Origin of the sequence: Haladaptatus halobius (genome assembly GCF_020618475.1) — an archaeon.
GTDB classification, from domain to species: domain Archaea; phylum Halobacteriota; class Halobacteria; order Halobacteriales; family Haladaptataceae; genus Haladaptatus; species Haladaptatus halobius.
This window is the reverse complement of sequence record NZ_CP085336.1, coordinates 810,211-826,894: the sequence shown is the minus strand read 5'-3', so window position 1 is coordinate 826,894 and position 16,684 is coordinate 810,211. Positions and strand designations below refer to the sequence as shown.

The 16,684-nt window shown below is 62.8% G+C and carries 22 protein-coding genes and 1 pseudogene; 16 read left to right on the top strand and 7 right to left on the bottom strand.

Annotation, left to right across the window (positions count from 1 at the left end):
* The first annotated feature begins 74 nt into the window (after nt 1-74).
* Nucleotides 75-335 carry a hypothetical protein gene (locus tag LIW51_RS21040; RefSeq protein ID WP_227376970.1) on the top strand — a complete coding sequence of 87 codons (261 nt, stop codon included), beginning with the start codon at nt 75-77 and terminating at the stop codon, nt 333-335.
* On the opposite strand, the gene LIW51_RS21035 is transcribed toward LIW51_RS21040, so the two are convergent.
* Nucleotides 248-586 carry a hypothetical protein gene (locus LIW51_RS21035; RefSeq protein ID WP_227378319.1) on the bottom strand — a complete coding sequence of 113 codons (339 nt, stop codon included), beginning with the start codon at nt 584-586 and terminating at the stop codon, nt 248-250. The genes LIW51_RS21040 and LIW51_RS21035 overlap by 88 nt on opposite strands.
* On the opposite strand from LIW51_RS21035, the gene LIW51_RS21030 reads away from it, so the two are divergent.
* From LIW51_RS21030 to LIW51_RS21010, 5 genes are all read left to right on the top strand, one after another.
* A complete protein-coding gene (locus tag LIW51_RS21030; RefSeq protein WP_227378304.1) occupies nt 509-1,030 on the top strand; it encodes a pentapeptide repeat-containing protein in 522 nt (173 codons plus the stop codon). The two genes, LIW51_RS21035 and LIW51_RS21030, sit on opposite strands and share 78 nt — an antisense overlap.
* Nucleotides 1,008-1,259 (top strand): hypothetical protein, encoded by a 252-nt coding sequence (locus tag LIW51_RS21025; protein ID WP_227376969.1) that lies wholly within the window; start codon nt 1,008-1,010, stop codon nt 1,257-1,259. The genes LIW51_RS21030 and LIW51_RS21025 overlap by 23 nt, the downstream gene beginning before the upstream one ends.
* Nucleotides 1,186-1,482: a hypothetical protein gene (locus LIW51_RS21020; RefSeq protein WP_227376968.1), complete on the top strand. Its 297-nt coding sequence runs from the start codon at nt 1,186-1,188 to the stop codon at nt 1,480-1,482. The genes LIW51_RS21025 and LIW51_RS21020 overlap by 74 nt, the downstream gene beginning before the upstream one ends.
* Before the next feature lie 63 nt (nt 1,483-1,545).
* Nucleotides 1,546-2,283 (top strand): sporulation protein, encoded by a 738-nt coding sequence (locus LIW51_RS21015; RefSeq protein WP_227376967.1) that lies wholly within the window; start codon nt 1,546-1,548, stop codon nt 2,281-2,283.
* Between the two features lie 75 nt (nt 2,284-2,358).
* A complete protein-coding gene (locus LIW51_RS21010) occupies nt 2,359-2,796 on the top strand; it encodes a hypothetical protein (RefSeq protein ID WP_227376966.1) in 438 nt (145 codons plus the stop codon).
* Here the strand turns inward: LIW51_RS21010 and LIW51_RS21005 are convergent.
* Genes LIW51_RS21005 through coxB form a run of 3 tightly spaced genes read right to left on the bottom strand, consistent with a single transcriptional unit; the run spans nt 2,793 to nt 6,285 of the window.
* A complete protein-coding gene (locus LIW51_RS21005; RefSeq protein ID WP_227376965.1) occupies nt 2,793-3,053 on the bottom strand; it encodes a cytochrome C oxidase subunit IV family protein in 261 nt (86 codons plus the stop codon). The two genes, LIW51_RS21010 and LIW51_RS21005, sit on opposite strands and share 4 nt — an antisense overlap.
* Before the next feature lie 2 nt (nt 3,054-3,055).
* A complete protein-coding gene (locus LIW51_RS21000) occupies nt 3,056-5,500 on the bottom strand; it encodes a cbb3-type cytochrome c oxidase subunit I (protein ID WP_227376964.1) in 2,445 nt (814 codons plus the stop codon).
* Nucleotides 5,497-6,285, bottom strand: a complete 789-nt coding sequence (coxB, locus tag LIW51_RS20995) for a cytochrome c oxidase subunit II (protein ID WP_227376963.1) — start codon at nt 6,283-6,285, stop codon at nt 5,497-5,499. Before coxB ends, LIW51_RS21000 begins: the two co-directional genes overlap by 4 nt.
* A 91-nt stretch (nt 6,286-6,376) precedes the next feature.
* Between coxB and LIW51_RS20990 the strand changes: the two genes are divergently transcribed.
* Nucleotides 6,377-6,904: a DUF6789 family protein gene (locus LIW51_RS20990; RefSeq protein WP_227376961.1), complete on the top strand. Its 528-nt coding sequence runs from the start codon at nt 6,377-6,379 to the stop codon at nt 6,902-6,904.
* 33 nt (nt 6,905-6,937) lie between these two features.
* On the opposite strand, the gene LIW51_RS20985 is transcribed toward LIW51_RS20990, so the two are convergent.
* Nucleotides 6,938-7,111 carry a hypothetical protein gene (locus LIW51_RS20985; RefSeq protein ID WP_227376960.1) on the bottom strand — a complete coding sequence of 58 codons (174 nt, stop codon included), beginning with the start codon at nt 7,109-7,111 and terminating at the stop codon, nt 6,938-6,940.
* Nucleotides 7,112-7,166: 55 nt separating this feature from the next.
* Nucleotides 7,167-8,485 (bottom strand): annotated as a pseudogene (locus tag LIW51_RS20975) (M28 family peptidase).
* 96 nt (nt 8,486-8,581) lie between these two features.
* Between LIW51_RS20975 and LIW51_RS20970 the strand changes: the two are divergent.
* The 7 genes from LIW51_RS20970 to LIW51_RS20940 all read left to right on the top strand — a co-directional run bounded on the left by LIW51_RS20970 (nt 8,582) and on the right by LIW51_RS20940 (nt 13,560).
* Entirely contained in the window at nt 8,582-8,962 is a 381-nt protein-coding gene (locus LIW51_RS20970) for an MFS transporter (RefSeq protein WP_227376956.1), read from the top strand.
* On the top strand, nt 8,866-9,123 hold the full coding sequence (locus LIW51_RS20965) for an MFS transporter (protein WP_368411804.1): 258 nt from the start codon (nt 8,866-8,868) through the stop codon (nt 9,121-9,123). The genes LIW51_RS20970 and LIW51_RS20965 overlap by 97 nt, the downstream gene beginning before the upstream one ends.
* A gap of 126 nt (nt 9,124-9,249) precedes the next feature.
* Nucleotides 9,250-11,031: an asparagine synthase-related protein gene (locus tag LIW51_RS20960; RefSeq protein ID WP_227376954.1), complete on the top strand. Its 1,782-nt coding sequence runs from the start codon at nt 9,250-9,252 to the stop codon at nt 11,029-11,031.
* Nucleotides 11,032-11,115: 84 nt separating this feature from the next.
* A complete protein-coding gene (locus tag LIW51_RS20955; protein ID WP_227376953.1) occupies nt 11,116-12,417 on the top strand; it encodes a hypothetical protein in 1,302 nt (433 codons plus the stop codon).
* A 45-nt stretch (nt 12,418-12,462) separates the two neighbouring features.
* Nucleotides 12,463-13,017, top strand: coding sequence for a hypothetical protein (locus LIW51_RS20950; RefSeq protein ID WP_227376952.1), 555 nt, complete (start codon nt 12,463-12,465; stop codon nt 13,015-13,017).
* Between the two features lie 125 nt (nt 13,018-13,142).
* Entirely contained in the window at nt 13,143-13,355 is a 213-nt protein-coding gene (locus LIW51_RS20945) for a hypothetical protein (protein WP_227376951.1), read from the top strand.
* Nucleotides 13,356-13,395: 40 nt separating this feature from the next.
* Nucleotides 13,396-13,560, top strand: coding sequence for a hypothetical protein (locus LIW51_RS20940; protein WP_227376950.1), 165 nt, complete (start codon nt 13,396-13,398; stop codon nt 13,558-13,560).
* Here the strand turns inward: LIW51_RS20940 and LIW51_RS20935 are convergent.
* Complete coding sequence (locus LIW51_RS20935) at nt 13,557-15,260, bottom strand: helicase HerA domain-containing protein (protein WP_227376949.1); 1,704 nt, start codon at nt 15,258-15,260, stop codon at nt 13,557-13,559. The two genes, LIW51_RS20940 and LIW51_RS20935, sit on opposite strands and share 4 nt — an antisense overlap.
* Before the next feature lie 161 nt (nt 15,261-15,421).
* Here LIW51_RS20935 and LIW51_RS38650 point away from each other — a divergent pair, with 161 nt between their 5' ends.
* Both LIW51_RS38650 and LIW51_RS20930 read left to right on the top strand, forming a co-directional pair.
* Nucleotides 15,422-15,553, top strand: a complete 132-nt coding sequence (locus tag LIW51_RS38650; RefSeq protein WP_255767519.1) for a hypothetical protein — start codon at nt 15,422-15,424, stop codon at nt 15,551-15,553.
* A 1-nt stretch (nt 15,554) separates the two neighbouring features.
* Entirely contained in the window at nt 15,555-16,568 is a 1,014-nt protein-coding gene (locus tag LIW51_RS20930; protein WP_227376948.1) for an NAD(P)/FAD-dependent oxidoreductase, read from the top strand.
* Nucleotides 16,569-16,684: the final 116 nt, after the last annotated feature.

Genomic DNA, 16,684 nt, shown 5'->3' with positions numbered 1-16,684 from the left:
CGCGCTTTTCGCCCGTTTCCCGTTCGAGAGTCATCTACCCAACATTTTTGGTAGGTGACTGGATAAGGGGTAGTATGCCGGACGCGACGAAGCGACGAGAGGCCATCTTCAACTGCTCTCCGGAGGAGCGAGAGCGTCGCGGATACTCGTCCGCGGACGTACAGGCGGCGCTCCTCGACGTGATAGAACGCGGTAGCCGGGAGGAGAAGGTCTTCACCGACGTGACGTTCCCGGAACTCGATTTCGACTACGCCGATATCGAGGGAGCGAACAAACACCCGGTCGTCTTTCGGAACTGCACGTTCGGGGGTTCCGCGCGGAACACGCCGACGTGAAAGTGCCCGTCTCGTTCGAGGGCTGTACCGTCCACGGTCTCGACCTCGAAGGGGCGCGGTTCGAGTACGACGCGACGTTCGTGAGAACGACGTTCACCGACGAGGTAGCGACGTTCTCGGCTCCGGTAATCGCGGATGAGACGCGATTCGAGGACGACGCGAGTTTCGCCGACGTGACGTTCGAGGGCGTTCGGTTCGCCGACGACGCTGACTTCGACAACGCGAAGTTCACGTCGGCGAACTTCCTGCACACGCGATTTGGCGGCGTTCGACGACCGAATCGACTTCCTCGCAGAGGCCATCGACGACGACACCTACGTCGATTTCACCGACGCTACGATCAAATCCGGCGTCGTCAAACAACCCGCCGACGAGTGGGTTCGCTACGATTTCACGCTCGCCAGCCTCGGCGATATGACGCTCGAATCCAACGATGGTCGGGGTCACCGGAAACTGCTGGACTACATCCGGTTATGCAAGACGGAGTTCAGCGAGTTCGACGGCTACGAGTTCGACTTCTCGGCGTACACCGAGTATCTCGACCGCAACGACTGGCGACTCCACACGTTCGACGAGAACCCCGCGGAGTACGAGTACGCCGAGGCGATGACGCCCGAAACCATCGAAACGACGTATCTCAAGGCGAAGAACGCCGCGTCTGCGGGCGGCTCCGTGAAGGCAGCCGGCGAGTTTAGAATCAAACGACAGCAGTACGCCCGCCGAAAACACGTCGCCATCGTTCGGGATGCGAGCGCCGACGCTGGGTCGCGGCTACGCAATCTGAGTCGCGTCGCCGAAAACTACTTCCGCGACATCTCGTGCGGACACGGGATGTGCCTCTCTCGCATCCATGGTGGTGTTCTTCGTCGCACCGCTCCTCCCCGCGCTTCTGTTCGCGTTCGGCGGGCCGTCGTTCCTGACTGATGCCGGCCAACTCGATTCGCTCTCCCAACTGGCGACGTCCGAGGGTCAATCTTTCATGTACAAGAACCTCCACTTCAGCTACATCACCTACCTCACCATCGGCTACGGCGGTATCGGCTCGACCGGTGCGCTGGCGCGGATGCTCGCCGGTCTCGAAGTATACCTTAGCGTCATCCTCGGCGGATTGTTCCTCTACGCGCTCGTCAAGCGCTCGGAACTCTGACTTGTCCTGTTTCCTCGTTCGGAAAAGGTATAAATTCTAGTTCTCCGAACCGTTCGACCGACGATGAAGAACGTTCTTTCCAGCATCGGAGTTGGGTCGGCGACGGTCGATACTGTCTTCCCCACCACCTCGGTCACCGCGGGGGAAACCATCGATGCGGAGGTCGAAATCGAGGGTGGGTCTTCGAAACAGCAGGTCGACGACGTCTACTTCGCACTGGTGACGCGCTTTCGGCAGGACGAGGGGAGTTCGAACACCGTCGTGGACGAGCTCCAGCTGACCGACGAGTTCACCATCGACCCCGGAGAGGAGCGAACGATTCCGGTAACGATAGACGTTCCGTCGGAGACACCCGTCACGATGGGTGGTGGCGACGTGTGGGTCGAAACGGGACTCGACATCGATTGGGCGCTCGACCCGAGCGACAAGGACGAACTGCAGGTTAAACCCGGCCCGCATCTCGCGGCGTTCCACTCGGCACTGGGCGGTCTCGGCTTCGACGTGCGAACCGTCGAGATCATCACGGCCGAACACACGCCGTTCGACCCGGTGCACGGTTTCGTCCAGCAGTTCGAGTACCGTCCGGTCGCCGACAGGTTCGCGAACCGATTGGACGAACTCGAATTCGTCTTCAACCCGACCGACGACGAACTGCAGGTGCTCATGGAGGTCGACCGCAAAGGCGACCCGGTCACCGGATGGATGCGGTCCGACGAACACTCTTCCAAATTCGAAATCGAGACGACCGACGAGAACGCGATCGCCGAGAAGGTCGACGACATCATCGAACGGTTCGCTTGAGGTCGAATCGTTTTCCAGAACCCCTCGTCGAACGAACGTTTATGCTGTTGGGAATATAACTATAGAACGTTACGTATGGCGTCACTCGGCTACATTGCGAGCGCCCTGGTGATGGGGTTCATGTTGGTCGCGCTCGCGCTCGGAATCGCGCGCGGACGGAAATGGAAACAATACGCTACGGAGCGGGACGAACGCGATACCGTCGCCGTTCTCCGAGGAATCGCGTCGAACCCGACCGTCTGGGTGCTCAGTTTCGTCCTGTTCTCCCTCGTGGCCGGTGCGGGGGCCGTCCTCTTCGTCAGCGGCACGGCGGTTCCAGCGTCGTTGCGACGGGGCGCGCGGCTGGCGGTCGTCGCCTTGGCGGTCGTGCTGGGCGGCGGCTACATCTTCTGGGGGACGTACCAGTCGTCGCGTTATCGTGGACTGGACAGCGCGCAGGCGACCCTCGCGGCTCTCTGGGTAGGGGGCGCTCTGTTCGTGCTGGCCGTGATCGTCAAACTCGTGACGGCCTAGAGGATAGAATAGGACGCCGCGAGAGTCAGCGCGAGCGCGGCGAGCAGCCCCCCGAGTACGACGAACGCGATAGATCGCGGTTCGTATCTGAGATGCTGGTAGTACCCTGCGACGAACAGCGCCTTCACGAACGACAGCGCGATGATGGCCGCGAAGCCGGTCCAGTACGGTACGTTTGCGAACTCGACGAGCACCTGCGCCGTCGCCATCACGAACAGGAGGACGTAAATCGCCGTGTACAGTTTGGTCTTTGTCATGGTTACAGGATGTAGAACAGCGGGAAGAGGAACAGCCAGACGATGTCCACGAAGTGCCAGTACAGCCCGAAGTACTCGACCGGTCGTTCGTCGTCCAGATACGCCCCGCGCCACGCCCGCGCGACGAGGTACAGCACGATGAATAGGCCGACGATGACGTGCGCCGCGTGCAGTCCGGTCGTCAGATAGAACGTCGAGGTCTGGACGTTCGCCGAGAGTGTCTGTCCCTCGTGGAACAGCTCTTGCCACTCGAGCGCCTTGTTCACGAGGAAGGCGACGCCGAGGACGAACGTGACGACGAGGCTCGCCACGAGTCCGCGCCTGCTCCGGCGTTCCGCCGCCACGAGCGCCAACACGACGCTGAAACTGCTCGTCAACAGGAGATAAGTGTTGACGAGTCCGGGTAGCGGGTCGTGCGGAACCGGATGCCACTCGACCCAGCCGTGAGCCACCCGGATGAAGACGTACGACCCGATGAACGCGCCGAACAACACCACATCCGAGGCGAGGAATATCCACATTCCGAGCTTCGTGTTCTCCACGCCGGCGAAGGGCCAACTCTCGCCGAACGGGCCTTCGGCCACGTGGAATCGCTCGCGGGCCATCGAGACGAGCGCGAACGTCCCGAGCGCGAACCCCCCGCCGAGCGCGAATAGGTAGGCGGTACCAGCCATCCCGCCGGCGAGTTGGCCCTGTTTGAACCCGGACAGGCCGAAGAACGTGATAAACGCCCCGACGCCGACGACGAACGGCCAGATGCTCGCGTGATCTTCGGTGTGCCCGACACCTGTCGCACCCCCGTCGGGCTGGACTTCCGTCGAGGCTTGGACGGCCGCGCGTCCCTCGCCGCCGTCCGCCACGCTCGGTTCGAACCGGAGCGACCCGCCGGAAAAACTCGGAATCCCGGGGAAGTTTTCGAGCGGCGGCGGCGAGGGAATCGCCCACTCGGTCGTGGTCGAGTACGCCCACGGATTATCGTCCGCGGCGTCGCCGGAGACGAGACTCTTCGAGAGGTTGTAGAACATCACGAGGAACGAGACGCCCAGAACGAACGCGCCCACGGTGGCGAGGCGGTGCCACGGGATGAAGGCTGCGTCGTAGACGAAATCACGGCGCGGCGTCTCCCAGACGATGAACATCGGGAAGTAGAGGAGGTTGAAGCCAACGAAGTACAGCGCGAAGTGAACCTTCCCGAGGAACTCGTCGTACATCTTCCCCGACATCTTCGGGAACCAGTAGTACAACCCACCGACGAGGGCGGTCACGCCGCCGACCATCACGTAGTGGAAGTGCGCGACCACCCAGTAGGTTCCCCGGAACTCGTAATCCAGCACGACCGCACCGAGGAAGACGCCCGTGATGCCGCCGATGATGAACAGCAGTAGCGCGCCGAACGAGAAGAGGAAGGGCGTCGTGAATCGCACCCGTCCCTTTATCATCGTATAGATGAGCGCGAACACCATCAGGTCGAACGGAAGCGAGATACCGATCGTCGTCGCCATGAACAGCGTCTTGATCTGGAGGTTGATGCTCGTCAGGAACATGTGGTGCATCCAGACCATGAAGCTCTGGAGCGCCACGAGGATCATCGCCAGGATGAACCACTTGCGCCCGACGAGTCTCCGACCGGTGAACGTCTGGAACGTCTCGGCCATCACGCCGACCGCCGGGAAGAAGACGATGTACACCTCGGGGTGGCCGAAGAACCAGAAGAGGTGCGCCCACAGTATCGACCCTCCGGCGTCCGCCGTGAAGTAGGTCGTTCCGATGAGGCGGTCGGAGGCGAGGATGAGCAGCGCCGCCAGCAGTGCGGCGAACGCGAAGAGCATCATCCAGACGGTGAGCAGAATCGTCCACGAGAACAGGGGCATCTTCCAGAGCGTCATCCCCTCGGCGCGCATCCGGTGCATCGTCGTCAGGAAGTTGACCGACGAGACAGTGACCGAGGCGACGAACAGGATCAGCGCGAGTATCGCGGTCGACGCCCCGACGTCCGGCGTGTAGACGGGGAGGTTGAGGGGGGCGTACATCGTCCAGCCACCTGCCAAGCTTCCGCCCTGGAAGAACGAGACGCCGAGGAGGAGTCCGGAGAAGAGATAGAGCCAGTACGACAGCGCGTTGAGGCGCGGAAACGCGAGGTCTTTCGCGCCGAGCTGTAAGGGAACGACGTAGTTGGCGAACCCGAACGCGAACGGCGAGAGGAACCAGAAGATCATGATGAGACCGTGCGTGGAGACGGCCTGATTGTACGAAATCTCGGAGAGAACGCCCGTCCCTGGCGTCCACAACTGCATTCGCATCAGGAGTGCCAACACCCCGCCGAAGACGAGGAAGAACAGCGCGGTGATGGTGTAGAGGATTCCCACGTCCTTGTGGTTCGTCGTGACGAGCCACCGTCGGACGGAACTGGTCGGCGGAAACGCGCTGTGGTGGGTTTCGTCGGTCATGGTGTCGTGGTTGCAGTGGTGGTCGTCGAGTTGTTCGTCGTAGTGGTCGAGTCGTTCGTCGTGGTGTTACCGGAGGTCGTCGCGTTACTGGTCGAGTTGCTCGTGTTGGCGTACCACGCCTGGTACTCGCTCGGTTCCATCACGACCACCTCCGCGGTCATGTAGGAGTGGCCCGCCCCACAGAGTTCGAAACACCGAGCTTCGTAGGTTCCCGTCTCGTCGCCGATGAACCACGTGTCGGTTTGCTGGCCCGGTATCGCGTCCGTCTTTACCCGTAGCTCGGGGACGCCGAACGTGTGGAACACGTCGGTCGAAGTGACGGTCAGCTTCACCTCCTTCCCCTGTGGCACTCGAAGCGTGTCGCTCTCGTGGCCGTTCGGATAGACGAACGTCCAACTGAACTGGGAGCCGACGACTTCCACCTCCAGCGCGTCCGGGTTTTCCGCTGCCGGGTCGCCTTCGACGTAGAGGAGCGTGCCGTACGTCCAGAGGACGAGCGAGATGACGATGATGGCACTTAGCGAGAAGGAGTACGCCAGTTTTTGCCCGCCTTCGCTTCCGCTCGGAAGTTCACCGAGGGTAGGGGGCGTGAACTCACGAGAGCCGTTGCCATCTCGGTATTTGTACGCGGTGTACACCATATACCCGATGACGACGACACCGACGAGTACGCCGAGCACGAGGAATACATCGAAGATCTGCTGGAATACCTCTGCTCGTGTTCCACGGGGGATCAATCCATCCGCTTCACCTTGCAGGGGGAATAATCGGATGTACCCTGCCATCTCTTTAACTTTAATGATTTTCTATTCACTTAGTGGTTTCGGAAATTGGGGATCGGGAACGTTTTTACCACTTCACGTGGTATGAACCATCATGGCAGATAATGACACACAAACCGTCGTTGATGTCGACGTTAGTGAAGATGTCGCAGAGCCGGACTTCGACAGTCTCACCGGAATCGTCGTAGACGGGTTCATCGGTGCCGTCGGCGGGTTGGTCGGCACCGCAGTCATGACCGCCGTGCTCATCGTCGCCGCAAGCATCAACGTGTTCGATCTCAATTCGTTCGTCGTGCTCGCCGACCTCACCGGAGCAGGGGCGCTCTACCCCGCGAATCCGGCGGCAATCGGGTACCTCATCTTCCTCGCGGGCGGGATGATAACGTGGCCCCTCCTGTTCGCCTCCATCGGGTCGTATCTGCCGGGCGAGAAGTACGCCACCAAAGGTATTCCCTATGGCTTCGTCCTCTGGACAGGCTTCTCGCTGGCGTTCTACGAGGGCTACGCGGGAATGGCGTTCGCCCTCTACCTCGTGCTCACGCTGCTTAGCCACTTCGCCTACGGCTTCGCGCTCGGTGCCGTGTTCGACTATCTCTCGAAGCGCCCGACGACGTTGGTGTGAGTCGTCCCCGTGCGCATCCGGCGGACTCCCCCGCTATCGGTCGGGCGGTTCCAGCGAGGTCGAGTACACGGATTCCGGGTCTCGTTGGTGTGCCTTGAACTTCTCGACGAGGTCTTCGAGGTCTTCCCCGGTTCGCATCTGATACTCCGAAAGTATCGAAACGAGTTGTCTGAGTTCGTCGTCGGTGAGATTCACTGTGTTCGACATACGGGTCCGTAGTGGACGACGACTCAAAGGAATCACGGCGGCCACCGGTGTCCGGTTACTCGTCGTAGGGCCACCGTCCCCCAATCTTCAACTCTTCGACGTAGCCCTCGTCGATCTCGTCTTTGATATCTTCCCGCGATTTGTGCGGAATCTCGCGTCCGTCCTCCGCCAGCGCGACCACGACGTTCGTCAGCACGAGCGCCAACGCTCGTAGGTCGCGGATGTCCAGTTTGTCCAGCGTGTCGGCGTGGGTGTGGCCCTACCCGCGCCCGCTTCCCTCCGAGCGCGAGTAGGCCATGACCGCCGGGACGCCCTCCTGGACGAACGCCCACTGGTCGCCGTGCGGGCTGATTCCATCGCGCGTCGAAAGCGGGACGCGCAGGTTGTCGGTCACCTCCTCGAACGCCTCGCCGAGTTCCTCGAAGCCGTTCGTGCCGACGCCGAGGTTTCGGGAGTTCCCCGCCCCGTCGATGTTGACGACGCATTTCACCGAATCCAGGTCGTGCGTCTCGGCCCAGTGATAGGCCCCGTACAGGCCGATCTCCTCCGATCCAAACGTGACGAGTCGGACGCGCCTATCGAGTTCCACTTGGCCGAGCAGTCGCCCGATTTCGGCGACGAGCGCGCTTCCCGCCCCGTTGTCGTTCGCCCCCTCGCTGATGTCGTGGGCGTCCACGTGCGCGGTGACCAGCACCTCGTCGTCGGTGTCGGGGCCGACGATTGCCTCGACGTTCCGCGAGTTCGTTAGTTCGTTCCGACAGTCGACCGAGAGGGTCGCCGACTCGCCCTCGCACTCCCGGCGCAAGCGAGCGCCGATCTCGGCCGAGACGCCGACCGCCGGAATCGGCCCGGGGCGGTTGTGGTAGCCGACTTCGCCGGTCGGCGGGAGGCAGCCTTCGACGTGGTTTCGGAAGACGAAGCCGACCGCCCCGACGTCCGCTGCCCCGGCGTACTTCTCCATCCGGTGGATCCAGCGGTCGTGCCCCTCCGGTGTCTCGCTGGACGCCACCGCTATCTTCCATTTGAGGTCGCGCTCCTCGAAGTCCTCCGGGAGACCGTAGCCCACGTCCACGAGTTCGCCGGTCGCATCCCCGCTCGGCGTGCCGGGGAGCGCGATGACCTCGTGGGGTGCGGTGAGCGTCTCGTCGCCGACGGCGAGCGACGACGACCCGCGCCACCAACCGGGAATCTCGAACTCGTTTATCTCGACTTCGCGTGCGCCCGCACGCTCAAAGGCGCGACCACTCGCGCGCCCTCGGCTTCGCCCCCCTGTCCCGCCATCCGGTTTCGAACCGCGACGAGCGATTCGAGCGTCTCCCACGATTCCACGCTCGTGTAGGCGTCTCCGACGACCGATTCGGGTATCCGTGACATACTCTTCCCTCCCGCCGGGCTACCAAGAACCTCCGGAACCCGGCACGCCTTACGGCCAATCGGTGCTTTTTCGGGACGGCCTGCGTGTCGTCGGACGTGTTCGACGACTTTTGTGGGTTCCCTCGCGCCGTCTACGTCGTCGCGGTCGGGCAGTTCATCTACCTCTTCGGCTCCGGCGTCGTCTACCCCTTCGCCACACTCTACTTCTACGGCGAGGTCGGCATCCCCTTCACGCTGGTCGGAATCGGCCTGTTGGCGAACAACGTCGCCACCGCGGTTGGAAATGCCGTCGGCGGCTACCTCGTCGACCGATTCGGCAGAAAACCGGTGATGGCTGCGAGCATGGCGCTCTCGTTCCCGGCTCTCGCAGCCTCGCGCTGGTGCGAACCGCCCCGGAGTTCGTCGTCGTCGCCGCCGCGGCGGGCCTCACCCTCGGCCTGTTCCCGCCCGCAAGTCAGGCCATGCTCGCCGACCTGACGCCTCGAACCGACCGCGAGCGCGCCTTTGGCCTGCTCAAAGTCGTCGACAACGCCGAGTTCGGCTCCGGATTCGTGGCCGGCGGTGTCCTCTACGGACTGGCGAAGACCGCCGTCTTCGTCGTGGACGGCGCGACCTGCGGCGCGGTCGCCGAAAACTAGCTTCAGACTTGACGCGAGGTAGGCGTCCCCAAATCGGTTTTTCCTCCCTTACTACGCGCGGCAAAAGCCGCCTAATTCCGCCGAAGGCGTCACATAACAATATAGGCGGTCGTGAACGTCTGAGCTATGCCCGGCGTAACTGGTGGTACTGTTAGCAGTCGAGCGCTCGGCGAGATGTTCGACGCGATGGACGACGAGTCGTGGTACGAGACCGCTGAACTGTCGGCGGGAGAGTGCCGAATCGGCCTCGTCCATCACGGAGAGAGAGACCGAAACGGATGGACGACGTGGCAGGACGATGGGAAGGTCGGCGTGCTCCACGGCGTGGTGTCGAACCGCGCGGACCTGGGGCTTTCGACCGCCGAAATATTCGAGCGAATGCTCGACGACCCCGACCGAGTCCTTCCGGAACTCAGCGGACCGTTCCTGCTCGCGACCTCCGACCGAACGTCCACCGTCGTCGCGTGCGACAAACTCGGGACGCGACCCTGTTACTACTCGACGGTTCACGGCTTTCTGTTCGGAAGCGAACTCAAATCCCTCGTCACCCAACTCCCCGACCCGCGGATGGACGACCGGGCGGTGAGCGATATGCTGTTCATGGGCCACGTCTTCGGTCGGAAGACGCTCGTGAACGACATTCGCTCGCTTCGCCCCGCTTCCTACCTCCGATTCGAGGACGGCAACGTCGAGACGCGTCGCTACTGGGAACCTGACTTCGGCATCGCCTCGCAGGAGGGGTACGTCGACGAGGCGGTTCGGCGCTATCGGCGGGTCGTCTCCAACGTCGCCGACACCATCGACGGCCGGGCGGGGGTGTGGCTCTCCGGCGGCCTCGACAGCAGGACGCTCGCCGCCGCCCTGAAAGACGAGATCGGCCCCGTCCAGACGTTCACCTACGACAATTCGGCGACGCAGGAAGACCGAATCGGCGCGAAGCGCGTCGCCGAATCGCTAGAATTGCCGAACCAGTTCTGTGAGTACTCCGCCGAGGAGTTCGTGACCGCCATTGACCGCGGCGTGAGCATCATGGACGGGATGTTGCAGTGGTCGTTCTTCATCAACCTCCCCGCGGCGCTGAACGATGTGTCCGGGCAGGTCGACGTGTTGTTCGAAGGCAGCAGCCAGGGGGAGTTCTTCGGCGACGTGATGTATCGCTCTCACCTGACGAGCAAACAGCCGGTCGATGCGCTGGTCGCTCAGAAAGCCCAGATGTCCCCCGCTGACGTGCAGTCCCTCCTCAGTTTCGACATGATGCCGAAACAGTCGTTGGGCCGTGTGGTCGAACGGAGCAGACAACCCCGACGCGAACATCGAACGCTCGACGCGCTCTGGGAGATATTCGCGGACTCGCACTTCCGGTCGAATCGCCTCTACCGGAGCCAAGCCGGAACGCGCGTTCCCTTCGCCGACGGCGAGTTCATGAACCACGTCGCTCGAATGCCCTACCGGCGATACCGAATCGGTTCGATTCCCGGCACGCGCGGCAAGATTCCGTCCGCCGTCGCGCCCCTCAAACTCGAAGTGGCCCGGCGGGTCACCGGCCCCGCGGCGAGCGTTCCGTACAATCGAACGAACCGACCGCCGACCTCGCCGCTCGCCCTCCACGCGGCGGGGTTCGTCGCGGACAACGTGAAAAAGCGCGTCGTCGGGCCGAACACCTGTCGGATAGGTCGTTGGTACCGGGACAACTCGACGATGCGGTCGTTCGTCGACGACCTGCTGGACGATGCCTGCGAGCGCGACCGCTTCGATTCGAACGCGGTGCGCGACCTCCAGCGCGATCACTTGGCCGGACGCGTCGACAACCTCCAGCCGATATCGGCCGTCACGACACTCGAACTCTGGGCGCAGAAGCACCTCGACGCGCTTCGCCCCACCGCCGGCCAGCGCGTTCCTGTCCGATAGACGGACGAAGAAACTTAAGTTTCCATTCTTACATTGAATTCAAATCAGAAGTTTCATTAATGCCCGATTTGACGTTTCTGATGCATGGCACGCGACGAAACAGCAAGCAAGGCTCGATCAGAGACATCGCTACTCGGCCGACGGTCGTATCTCCGGCTGACAGGTGCGGCGGTCGCGTCGGCGGCAGGCGTTGCGGCGAGCGGAACGGCGGCCGCCGCGAACTATCGAATCGTCACCGTCTCGGCCGGTGAGACGAAAACCATCCAAGTCGGGAGCGGCGAGACGTTCGAAAACGTGCTCATCGACCAGAGCGCGGACGGCGCACAGGCGAAACTCGTCGCCACGGGAAGCGACTGGACGATTCGAAACGTCGGCTTCCGCGGGAAGGCGGTCGGTTTCGGCGACGGCAGTTTCTACCAGATCATGCCGAACGTCGACGCCGACAGCACGGGCGTCATCGAGAACGTCTATCTCGGCGACGGCTGCGAGAAAGTAGACGGCGAAACCGGCTACGCCGGCGGTATCTGGGTGCAAGACGAGCACGCCGGAACGCTGACGGTGCGGAACTGCAACCTCCAGCGGTTCTCGAACAACGGTATCTACGCCAGCGGGCCGGGAGTACCCGAACACGCGACAGGAAACGGCCCCGTGCAGGTCGAGGGCTGTTACGTCGCCGACTGCGACATCGCCAACGTCCGCCTCGGCACGTCGGGGTCGTTCATGAAAAACAGTGTCATCGAAGTGACTGGCGAGGGGCCGCAGAACCGCAACGGTCCGAACCGCCGCGGCTTCTGGGGTTGGTACGCCGACATCCCGATAACGAACAGCGACATCAGCGTCGGCGGTTCCGGCGCCGGCTACGCGGTCAACGGCGGCTTCCACGGCGGGAGCGTCGCCGTGAAGAACTCCGACGTGCAGGGCGGCACGACGGGCAGCGTCACCACGACCTCGGTCGGGTCGAACCCGGACACGTCCGTTCCGGCGGGCATTCCGAACGATGCACAGCAGGCGGCAAAAGGAGGTGGAAAGTCGGGAAACGGTAGTAACGCCGGTGACGGGGGAGACTCCGGAAACTCCGGTGATGGCGGCAAGTCGAACGACGGCGAAAACTCCGGAGACGGTGGGAAAAAACACCCCGCGAATCTCCCGAAGACGGTGACGGTCTTCGGCGGTCGCCCCGACGCACCAGCGTCATACAGCATCTCGGTCACCGGCCGCATCGCGCCGAAGGCGGGCGCGGCCCCGGTCGAAACGTCGGACGAGGTTCGACGGCGAACCATCGACGGCGTCGTCGTCGGCGCGAGCGACTGCTACCGATTCGCGGGCCGAATCGAAAAGATAGACGTCGACGACGGCGCGACGGTCTTCGTGAGCGAGTCCGACTGATTCCGAAGAGAAAGCACTTATCTTCGGTGGTCGTCGTCCTCGCTAATGCCCTCCACCAGACGCACGTTTCTCGGAGCGACGGCGGTCGCGCTGTCGCTCGCGGGATGTACCGCTCGTTCGGCTTCCGTGACCCGGCGCGAATCCCCCGACGAGTTCTCTTCGGACGTGTCGACTCCGCTGGTCGAGAGCGGAGCGATCCCGTTCGCCGTCGTGACGGTCGGTCGTGAACGCTCCGGCGACCCTCAACCGCGTCAGTTGTGGGTCTGGAACGACAGTTCGGCGCGAACCATCGCGCTCGAACTGACGCGCCGGTCGAACTCGCTGGTCAGTGATTCGAAGGAGTCGCTGTTCACCGACGAGACGCGGTACGACGCCGACGCGATCTTCGTCATCGAACTGCGGAAACCGGCGACGTACGTCCTCGACATCGCGGTCGGGGGGAAGACGGAAGACGTACGTTCGCGTTCCTCGCTCGCAGTTCGACTGCAACCACGCGACCACCGCCTTCGCGGTTCATTCCGACGCCACGGTCAAGACGGAGACGATAGCGACGACGATGGGCTGTCCGGACGGACTTTTCTAAAATACGATGTCCTTTGATTTCCGTATTCAATGGTTTTTCTGAATTTCGGTGTAAATTTTTACCACTATCACCCAGTCTGACGAAAACTTATAACCGTGAGGGAGACAGTGGCGATACAGGCTGGTTTGGAGTGGGTCGACTCTTGAACGACGAAACGACGAACGAAACATCCGAAAATCGCCGAGCCACGGTTGTCCTTCCGATACTGGCAGTCTGCTGGCTGGCGTTTCTCGCGTACTCGGAACTCGGCGGCGACGGAGCCAACGTCGATCTCGTCGCCATGACGCTCGGCGTTGGACTGATGGTCGCCGGCGTGTTTCAGTTTCTTCGCGCTCCCGCCGAAGCGGACGAGTGACACCGAAAGACCGAGGCCGACGCGGCACCAAGCGCTAGCCATGGCGTCCCTCGGTGCGTTTCTTCTCGTACAACTCCTCGTTACGGTCGTGCTGCTGTCGGTCGGCGGCATCCTCGTCTACCGCTGTCTAGCGTCCGACGAGTGGACGCCGCGGGGGTTATCGGACGCGGAGAGCGACGCCGGAATCGACGAGGAGTGGCATTAGTCCCGCCACTGGGCGTGTAGCTCGCTGTGGTGCGCACGCTCATCGGGGTCGGTGACGACCGAAGTCATCCCCTCCCGGTCGAGCGCGTACCGTCGCGCCTCGTCGCGCGCGACGAACGACCGCTTTTTGAGCTCCGAGAGGAGGCTCTGAATCTGCTCGATGGACGCCGTCACCTCGTCCGCGAGTTCGTGAACCGTCATCGGGCCGTTCGACGCGAGGGCGGCGATGATATCCCACGTGTGGTCTTCGTTGCAGAGCGACTCCCGGCGTGCGGCGGCGATTCGAACCACGACCGGCCCGGCGTTCGCCAGTTCGACGAGCGACGCCGATTCGGGAATCGGCTCCCCCGAGACGGCGCTGCCGAGTTCGTAGCCCCGCTGGCGGAGTCGCTTCTGATAGGCTTCGACCGGGTCTTCGCCGTCGGGTTCGTCTTCGTGCTCCGTTTCGACTTCCGAGTCCACCGCCTCTTCGTCGTCCGCCGACTCCTCGGCGTCGTGACGTTCCTCCGGTTCGACCGTCTCTTCCGATTTCTCGTCGTCGAACCCTCCTTCCCTCGCTTCGAATGCGCCCAGATCGGTCTGGTCGTTCGCCAGTTCCGACACTCGGTTTTCGAGTTCGTGGATTCGTTCGTTCTTCTCGTGAAGTCGCCGTTCGAAGTCCTCCGGGCCGCCTACGTCACCGTGTGCGAGCGCGTTCGCCATCTTCCGCGCGGCGGCAGACACGTCCCGCGCCGTCTGGAGTTCGCTCTCCAGTTCCGCGATCCGTTCTTGCTTGCGCTCCAGTTGGCTTTCGAGTTGGGCGACTCGGTCGTGTTCCTGTTCTTTTAGCTCCGTTATCTCCTCCAGATCTCCCATCAGCGCATCGCTGACCGACTTGAGTTCCGGACGCTCGAAATCGTCCAGTCCGGGCGTCGCGCCCGCGTCGAAGGTTCGCTTGCGGTCGAACTGCACCCGTCGGATTCCGCCGTCGGTCCAGTCCGTCTGGACGAACCCTTCGCCGGCGTTCAGGTCGGGCACGGTCTCGCCGTACTCGTCGCCGACGATGCGGCTGACGACCTTCGTGTCGTTCTCCCACGTGAGGCGATGCCAGACCAACCAGTTCGCCTGCGTGATGAAATCTTTTTTCACGTCGGCGGGGCGCTGGCTGATGCCCATGACGCCCAATCCGTGTTTCCGTCCGCGCTTGCCGACCTTGATGAGCATCTTGCCCGTCTCGCCCATCCCGCCGCCTTCCGGAATATACTCGTGGCACTCCTCGACCACCAGCAGGAACGGCTTTTTCAGCTTCTTCTCCTTGGCGAACAGGTGGCGGGCCGTCTCGCGGATGAGCTCGTCGGCCTCGTCGTCGTCCAGATAGCCCGACACGTCCACGATGATGGGGACGTTCTGTTCGAGTGCGAGTGACGCCACCTTCTCGGCGTGTTCGGCCCCAACCTGGATGTCGCACTCCTCGTCCGCGCCGACGTGCAGGAGTTCGTACTCCTCTTTCAAGCCGTAGTACTCACCGTCCGCGTCGATTATGGCGACCGGGTAGCCCGCGTCCAGCAGTTGCTCCACGATGACGGACGCGGTGTTCGACTTGCCAGACCCCGATTTTCCGGTGACGAAGCCGCGCCCCGTCAGGATTTCGACCACCGGAATCGTCACTTCGGGGCCATCGGAGACGAGGTGCCCCACCGACAGATGTTGTTCGTTGTCCATTTTCTTGCATACTGATATCGACAGATGTTCCTTCAACTTTTGCATCACTCGTCGGGTCGGTGTGAACCGCTGACGGGTTTGGTTCCGGCTTCATACGTAAACCCTCGGACGCCACAACCACTATTTCCGCTAGCGTTCAAGTCTCGGCCGAGTGACCAGCCATGCCGATACCGGGAGACGACACGTTCATCGAGGACGAACTGGACGACGCGGCGCCGGACGAGGAGAACGAAGAAGACGAGGACGAAGGGAGTGAGGCGACCGAGGTGAACGGGAAAAACGAGGGAGAGTGACGTGACCAACGTCGCCGTCGTCGGCGCTGGCGTCGCCGGACTCGGCGTCGCGTACGCGCTGCGCGACGACGCGGACGTAACCCTCTTCGAACGAACCGACCGCGTAGGCGGTCGTGCCGCCACTGGTGCGCAGGCCGGGTGCGTCTACGATACCGGAGCGAACTACGTCAAAAGCGACGACGAGCGCGTCTCCCGCGTCGTCCGAGAGCTCTCGGACGACGCGGTCGAAGTCGCGGGGTCGGTCTGGACGTTCGACGCGGACGAGACGATTTCGGAGGGGCGGGACGAGGACGCGCCGAAGTGGACGTACCGGGACGGCATCGAAACGCTCGGCGAGCGACTGCTCTCCGCGAGCGGTGCGTCCGTCCAAACCGACGCTCGAATCACGACCCTCCGCCGCGACGAGCGATGGAGCGTCGAAGATGCCGAGGGGAACGAGTTCAGTCCGTGGGACGAACTGGTGCTCACGCCCCCGGCCCCGATTACCGCGTCGTTACTCGATGCCGCGGATTGGGACGACGACCTGGGTCGGGAACTCCGAGAACACGTCGGCCACGTTCCGTACCGAACGATTCTGTCCGTCGCGCTCCACTACCCTTTCGAACTCGACCGACCGTACTACGCGCTGGTGAACGCCGACAAGGCGCACGACGTTGGCTGGGTGGGCCGCGAGTCCTGCAAACCGGGACACGTGCCCGCCGGGGAAAGCCTCCTCGTCGTCCAGATGGCCCCGGGTTGGTCGGCGGAGCACTATGACCGCGACGACTCCGATATCGCCGCGTCGGTGGCGGACAGCGCCGCAGACCTCCTCTCCGACCACGCGCTGGCGGCCCCGGACTGGTTCGACGTCATCCGTTGGCGGGACGCCCTGCCGAATTCGGGTGCCAACGGAGATCTTCTCCGTCGGGCCGAAGACCGGAATCTCCGATTCGCCGGCGACTGGGCCGAAGGCGACGGTCAAGTTCACCTCGCACTTCGCTCCGGTCTCGACGCGGGCGACCGAATCGCCGAGTAGGACGATGACATCTCGAACCAGTTATCGGATTCCGATGGTCGAAGCGAAATAGGTCGTTCACAGCCGAGTATAGTGGATATCCGACGATATCAGACTTCGGTTCGATTGTAACGAGA